Genomic DNA, 552 nt, shown 5'->3' with positions numbered 1-552 from the left:
TCAGTACTGAACTGTCCGGAGAGACAGTTCATCTTCAGTCCGGGCGGGATATCAGTGTGTCAGGCAGCAATGTGGTCAGCAGCGGAAATCTGGCGTTGCAGGCCGGACGGGGGCTGGATATTACCACCGCAACGGAATCACGGGATGAGACTCACCGGCGTGAAGAGAAGAAATCCGGCCTGATGAGCAGTGGCGGTATTGGTTTTACCGTGGGTAAACAGTCACTGAAGCAAAGCACGGACAGCGACAGCCGGCTGAATAAAGGCAGTACGCTGGGCAGTACGGACGGAAACGTTGTGATGACGGCCGGCGGGGATATAAAGGTACATGGCAGTGATGTGGTGGCGAAAAAGGATATCAGCCTGACCGGTCAGTCTGTTGCGGTAACCGCAGCGGAAAACACACGCACGGAACTGACAAAAACTGAACAGAAGCAGAGTGGTTTTACGCTTGCCCTGAGCGGTACTGCCGGTGCAGCACTGAATACCGCAGTACAGACGGCCGGAGATGCAAAAGAAACGGATAACAGCCGCATTAAAGCCCTTCAGTCGA

General features: G+C 54.7%; 1 protein-coding gene. It reads left to right on the top strand.

The window, feature by feature from the left end; translation table 11 throughout:
- Nucleotides 1–56: 56 nt before the first annotated feature.
- Nucleotides 57–552 (top strand): hemagglutinin repeat-containing protein (locus tag QSH13_RS18620; protein ID WP_286047540.1); only part of this gene is annotated, 496 nt, incomplete at its 3' end.

Source organism: Proteus faecis (assembly GCF_030286765.1).
Lineage (GTDB): Bacteria > Pseudomonadota > Gammaproteobacteria > Enterobacterales > Enterobacteriaceae > Proteus > Proteus faecis.
Note: the sequence above shows the minus strand (reverse complement) of the source record. Positions and strands in the feature narration are given on the sequence as shown.